The organism is Bradyrhizobium sp. LeoB3 (assembly GCF_055456055.1).
This window is the reverse complement of record NZ_JBVBEF010000098.1, coordinates 21,468-27,880: the sequence shown is the minus strand read 5'-3', so window position 1 is coordinate 27,880 and position 6,413 is coordinate 21,468. Positions and strand designations below refer to the sequence as shown.

General features: G+C 58.1%; 5 protein-coding genes. 2 read left to right on the top strand and 3 right to left on the bottom strand.

The genetic code is table 11. The features are described from left to right. Together ACZXDY_RS37095 and ACZXDY_RS37090 are read left to right on the top strand one after the other, a co-directional pair. Positions 1-900, top strand: a 900-nt coding sequence (locus ACZXDY_RS37095) for a hypothetical protein (protein ID WP_464348971.1), incomplete at its 5' end; no start/stop codon positions are given. A gap of 72 nt (positions 901-972) precedes the next feature. After that, positions 973-1,575, top strand: a complete 603-nt coding sequence (locus ACZXDY_RS37090) for a c-type cytochrome (RefSeq protein ID WP_130225128.1) — start codon at positions 973-975, stop codon at positions 1,573-1,575. Between the two features lie 235 nt (positions 1,576-1,810). On the opposite strand, the gene ACZXDY_RS37085 is transcribed toward ACZXDY_RS37090, so the two are convergent. From ACZXDY_RS37085 to ACZXDY_RS37075, 3 genes are all read right to left on the bottom strand, one after another. Next, positions 1,811-2,848: a thermonuclease family protein gene (locus ACZXDY_RS37085; RefSeq protein ID WP_464348970.1), complete on the bottom strand. Its 1,038-nt coding sequence runs from the start codon at positions 2,846-2,848 to the stop codon at positions 1,811-1,813. A 91-nt stretch (positions 2,849-2,939) separates the two neighbouring features. After that, positions 2,940-4,751: a GMC family oxidoreductase gene (locus ACZXDY_RS37080; protein WP_464348969.1), complete on the bottom strand. Its 1,812-nt coding sequence runs from the start codon at positions 4,749-4,751 to the stop codon at positions 2,940-2,942. A 136-nt stretch (positions 4,752-4,887) separates the two neighbouring features. Beyond that, the gene (locus ACZXDY_RS37075; protein WP_464348968.1) at positions 4,888-5,568 is read right to left on the bottom strand and encodes a twin-arginine translocation signal domain-containing protein; all 681 of its coding nucleotides are present in this window, start codon (positions 5,566-5,568) and stop codon (positions 4,888-4,890) included. Positions 5,569-6,413 lie beyond the last annotated feature (845 nt).

Here is a 6,413-nt window from a genome sequence, read left to right as displayed (position 1 = left end):
GCGACGGCAATCGGTTTATTCGATCTATGGGGGCGTGCGATCCCCCCACGAGGCGACATGCCCAAGAATCGCGTCCGGTTTTCAGAAGGACGCAGCATGCCCGCCGTTAACTCGACAGTCCTCTACAAGCTCTGGCCGAACAGCAAGCTTTTGCGTCGTCTCGACGTGGCGCCGCTTCCTTTTCGGCGGCGCAGCGCCGGCCAGCACAGTTGGCGCAGCATTGCGGCGGCCGCCTTAGCGAACTTCGTTTACTTCACAAGTTTGATCGTCCCAGCGTTAGCTCAATCCGCCGTCATCGATCTGTCGCACCAACGGGTCGGGGTTCCGCCACGGGATTTCGAATTCTGGCATGCCGGTCGAAGCGATCGAGATCGTTGGAACGTAGTTCACGAAGGCGCCGTTGACGACGACTTGGCCATCCAAAGCTCAGCAGCGGATAGGGACGAGCAGCCATCGCTGGCAATCTATAATCCTGTGGCCGCAACCGATGTGCGGATCCGTGCGCGGTTCAGGCTGATGAAAGGATCGCGGCCGAGCGCCGGGCTCGCGATGCGTGTGACCAGTCCGGACGACTACTACCTCGTTCGTGTCGGCGTGTTTGACCAGCGCCTGTCGCTGCTCCATGTGGTCCACGGCGTGCCTGATGAAATCGCCGGGGTCGACGCGGATATTGCCTGGAATCATTGGCAAACGCTGGAAGTCGCCGTCAGCGGCGATGGTTTCACGATGCAGTTGGACGGTCGATGGGTCCTGACCGCGTTCGACCGTGGCGAGCACGCAAGGGGACGGTGCGGGATCTGGACTGAGCACACGGACATAGCGCGCTTCGATCAGATCGAGATCGCGCCCTTGCCATCGGTCGGTGACCAGTCGGAACCGCAGAGGCGATTGGGAGGCTAAGGTCAAACAGCGGAGATCGCGATTATGCGAAAGATTGTGAAAGGACCGCCGGTCCGCAGCTGGCCGTCCAGGATGAGATCCTGGGGATACGCTTCGCTGCTCATCCTGGTCGCATTGGCGATCAGTGGGGAGATGCATCGCGTTGCTGCGGATGCTGAGGCCGGAAAGAACAAGGCAGAGGCCTGTGCGGGGTGTCACGGCGACAAAGGTGTCTCCGCCACCGAGAACACGCCGTCATTGGCGGCGCAACCTGATCAGTTCTTACAATGGCAGCTGGTTTTCTTCCGCAGCGGTGCGCGTAAGAATGAGGTCATGGGACCAATCGCGGAACAACTCAGCAACGAAGATGTCCGCGACCTCAGCGCTTACTTCTCTTCGCTCAAGCCTTCCGATCCAGCCGCGGCGAAGGTGTCCGACGATCATCCCGACTTGACCGAAGCTGGCAAGAAAGCGGCTGCGGCTGGGCGGTGCGCCTCTTGTCACGGCGACAACTACGCTGGCAGCAAGGCTGTCGCCCGCATTGCGGGTCAACGGGAGGAATATCTTGCGAAGGCACTCCATGACTACAAAGCCGGCGCTCGATCCGGCGGCGGCGTGGCCGCTATGGCCGAGGTAGCTTATCCCTTGAGCGAGGACGATATTTCGGCGCTGGCGCATTATCTCGCACGACTCTAGCAGAGATGCCAGATGCAATGAGGCGATCCGATCGGAACCGATCGATGATCTCCGCCGAGGACGTCTGAAGCATTGGTGGCCGACGCCAATAGGGCTCTGGTCTGGTTCTTGGGCGGACTTGCCTGTTGATCTGGTGGTGGGTCCAGTCCCACGGACTCCCTTTCCTCTGCAACATTCGAAGGAGGTCAATCATGACCACGCAAGAGCATTAGGCCGAAGATCGCGCGTACTAGACTCAGAAATGGGTGATGGGCTTGTTGTCGGGCCCGAGCAACGTGGAAGGCGCCTCTTTGAAAACCAGACTATCTGGGGCGAACTTGGTTGTCTTCCCGCCTACCACGAAGTCGGCAAAGTTGTGGGGGATCGCCGAATGAACGCCAGTGGCCAGGAAATCAGCGAGTAAGAAGCAGATGTCGGGCGTTCCGCCAGATCCGGCCGCTAGAAACGCCTGGAAGTTCTGACCTGTGACTTGCGCCTTCTTGCGTGCCGACCAGTTGGTATAGCGCCGATAAAGCTTGGGAAAGATGGCAGGTCCCTTGTCCGTGGCCAGCACGCTGAGGTCGCCGACCTTTGGTTCGCGCAGATTGAAATCGAAGGGACCAATCGTATTGGACAGAAACTTCCACACAAGCGTCTTCTTTGACCGTGCGATTTTTGCAAGGGCGAGAAGCGCATTGATTTCATCATTCGTCATGCTTGAGTAGAACGTAGGATATGCCCAGCCATGCTCGACCAGCCATTGATTCAGATTTACTGCCTGGCCATTCACCGTCACTTCGATGTCGCCAACCAGCCGACCGTAAGTGTCGAACACCTCGTTTGGGGTATCCACTTGGGTCACAACCCGACAGTCGAGGACCGTCTTTCCCGTCGACGTGAGAAAATCGTGCAGCGCCTTCGCCGAAGTGGCCCCCAGTAGCTGACGATAGAAGTGGATGAGACCTTTGTATGCCGCCAGTTTCGTCGCGCTCAAGCCGTTCTTCTCCTTCGCCGAGAGCGCAGATGGCTGATAATGGAGCTCGGTCGCATCGATTCCTTGCAGTCGGATTGTGACCTTTCCGTTCTTGATGGGCGGAGTACTAAACTTGCCCTTGACCTTCGCGTTGTCGAACACATGCGTCGGGTGAAATGGCGAAGAGCTGTCCTTGCGGAATTTAATCGCGTCGGGCCCGACGCTTAAAATGACTTTTGTAGTGTCAGCGTCCGATCGACCGCTTGGCCAGAACTGTTTGAGCTCAATTGTGCCGTCCACTTCGAGCAATCCTGCCGGCATTGATAACTCCCCCTGCCAATAAGTGAGCGAAATTCAAGAATTCTGTTTTCCGCGAAGCAACCTGCGGCAAACCAAGACTTTCCCTCGGCTCTCAGCTCCTCAACTGCTCCTTGATCGTTTCTGAGGCTCTCAACGCCAGCGCCGCGACAGTAGACGTGGGGTTTGCCGTTGAGCTGGTAGGAAATACGCTGCTGCCCAGCACAAACAGGTTTGGGTGGTCATGCGTGCGACAATATTTGTCAATGACTGACAACTTCGGATCGCTGCCCATCAGCGTCGTACCCATGATGTGGCCGGAGCCACCATAAATGGTGGTATCCGGTGGGTCGGCCTGCATGACACGCTCGGTCGCGCCCAACTGGTCAAAGATGAACGTGTGAACGTCTACAACCGTCTTGAACGAGTTGCGAACGTACTCGTCATCATCAAGATTGTAGCTGATCATTGGTTTGGCGATGCCGAGCCCATCTGTATTGGTGGAAAGCGTCACGCGGTTGGTCTCGCGCGGCAGCTGCTCGCAGGCACTGTTCAGCGTGATCTGGCGGGTCATGTGATCGTTGATTTTCTTCCGCAGATCGGTTCCGAACAGGGCAAAGTTCTCGACGAAATCCAGGATTGTCCCGTTCAGGTTCTGATTGCCGCTCGGGTCCTTCGGGGGAATGAAGTTTCCGCGGGGGGAGCCCGTTTTGGTGCTCGCCCAGCCGTCATTCTTGATCGAGGTCTTGAAGCCGGCGTAGCGCGCGCGAAAATCGCCGTCGCGGAATGCCGCAATATCGGAGGTGGTCTGCGGTCCGCGGAAGGGAAAGAGTGGCTGGGGCGCCAGTGCGAAAGATTGCTTGATGGGGTGATCCATCAGATAGCGACCGACCTTGTCACTGGAATTGGCCGCCCCGGACGACAGCAGGATCCGGGGATTTTCGATGCCGTTGGCGGCGAGCACCACGATGCGCCCTGACGCGCGGTCTTCGGTTCCGTCGGGCCGCTTGTACCAAACGCGCGATACCCACCTCTGCTCGGAGTCAACATCGAGCTTGGTGACGACCGCCTGTGTTCGCAGAACGGCGCCCGCGGACAATGCCTTCTCGACATGAATGACGGCTTCGTATCGCGCCTTGATCGGACATAGGGGCACACAGGACGTGTGGCCGTCGCATTCGGGGCGGCCCGCATAGGGTCGAGAGTTGATCGCATGCGGGACCGTATTGACCTTCAGCCGCAAACCATGATCCGGAACTTTCTTGTCATTGATGACGCGCGCGAGCTCATTGTCGAGGAAGCTAGGCGCGAGGGCCGGCATCGGGAACGGTTCGCTGCGATAAGCTCCCCACTTCCGTTCGTAATAGTCTTCATTTTCCTCATCGCTGCCGGCAACGCCCATCTCGTATTCGGCTTTGACGTACCAGGGTTCGAGCTCGCGATAGGTGATCGGCCAATCAAATCCAACCTTGTAGAGCGTCTTCATCCTGAAGTCGTTGGGAAGCATCCGGATGTAGATGCCCTGCCAATGCCAGGTTGAGCCGCCGACGATGCGCTCGTAATAGCTCTTGAAGAAGCGCTTCTTGCCGATCGCTTCGGCGGTGTAGTCGTAATAGTTCTTGCCGCCGTCTTCGATCGGGCTCGGCTGCAGGAAACGGTATTTGCCGGGATCGGTCTTCGGGTCGACCTTCGGATCGACCGGCAGCACATCATCACCGCAGAAAGGCGAGTCCGGCGCCTTGGAAGGAGAATTGGTGTAGTTGTGCACCATGGCCCAGCGGCCGAGCGAGTCGGGAGGGACACCGCCGGCCTCCAGGATCAGGACCCGGAAGCCGTCCTTGGCGACCTGATGCGCAACCATCGCGCCAGCCACGCCGGAACCGATGACAACGAGGTCGAATTCCGCATGTTCGAGAATCGGTCGCATGATCATGTCTCCCGAGCAGCCATTGATCGCGGATCCGGAGCGTTGCGGTTCAGGCACGAGAACCGCACTCTCCTGCTCTTGGCGTCTGTCTCGCGTACCTTTCTAGTAAAATGCGTGGTTGCCAATCGAAGGGCAGTCAGACGATCGGCGGCTTGCTGGCCCAATAGCGGCGAGGCCCGCCCGGCGTCATCGGCGCGTGCGCATGGATCACCTGCCAGATCATGCCGCGGCTGTACTGCTCCGGTGTGCCATAGACCCAGATCTTCTTTCGAGTGTCCGCAGGATCATCTTGCAGCGGTGGCTTCGGGCCCGGTGTGATGTCGAGCGGAATGTAAAAGGCCGAAATGTACCAGAGATAGATGAGCTGCTTCGCGCCGGCTCGCACGGCGGCATCCGACGACATCCAGATCGACTGCTTGACCTCATTCTCACCCGGGTTGCCCCCAGGTATTGCTCGATAGGCCTGTATCAGCAGGTCCAGGTTCTTTGAGAGCTGGGGATGGGTAGCAAAGCGTTCCATGTACTGGTTTGCGATGTGTCGGTCGAGCTCGGCAAGTCCAGTCAGCGACTTCGACACGCCGATGAAACTTCCGAGATACGCAAGATCCAGATCGTAGCCATCCGGCTTCGGTAGTGCGTCGTAGTGAACGCTGCAGAGCGGATCGCCTTCCTCCCACAGTTCCATGACGGCTTTCGCCGATCCCGGCCAAAGGACGGCCGCAGTTGCGCTGGCCATGGCGACCTTTTCGAGAAAGTGCCGTCTGCCAAGATCGATCTTGCTGGAGAATTCCGAATATTTGGAGTTGGCTGTTCTCATTGCCGTCTCCGTCAAGCCGTCGGTCGTTTGTCACCGCGGGTGCGGCCAGAAAAGTCAAGCTAACCTTGCATCCGGAACAAACTCTTGACAGGCGGAGGTTGTAAAATATTCAACCAATCATTGAATGCAGAGGCTTGCTTTTTCTAATTCTGGAAGTGCCTGACAAGTTGTATACGAGAAGAAGAGTACCTACTGCGCCAATTCCCTATGATCTAATTCACACAATCCTGCCTTTCTTTTGAGGGGCCATCCGTCGGCCGGACGTTGTCGGATTGCGGATCACTCTCAGTGTGCCAAGCACCAACGCTCCGCTGCTACTTTGGGCTTCGTTGGCGTCGCGGTGGTTACGGCCGAGCAAAGCAAAGGGACCAGCCCGGATTGCGAGAGATCAACCGGTGACGGGGGATCGGTGCGCGAGAAGCTGTAATCTGATGGCTGGTTAAACGTGCAGATCGTTTCGTGTCGGAAGATACCTTAAGGCGGACGGCTCAAAGAACGGACAGACCACCAAGGTCGCGGTCGATGCGCAGACCGGCAGGTTGCGAGACGAAGACGCAGACGCAAACTAAAGATTCCTTGCGTGCCCACAGTTAGCGCGGGAGCGGGTCGGCATCCCGATCGAGTCCCTGACACTGATGTCGGCGACCCGACCTGTCTGAGATGCCGGTTAAATTCGCCCGGCAAACTGTCCCGACCAGAAGGAAGCAATCTTGAGGAATAGGGCAGCGGGAACGGCTGCGCCGGCAGACTGAGGGTGTTTCTGTCGCGAAGTTCCCCGGGTTGGTTCCCAGTCCAAACCTCCGCGATCAAGTGGCAGAGAGCCCCGATCCCCGTTGACAAATTAG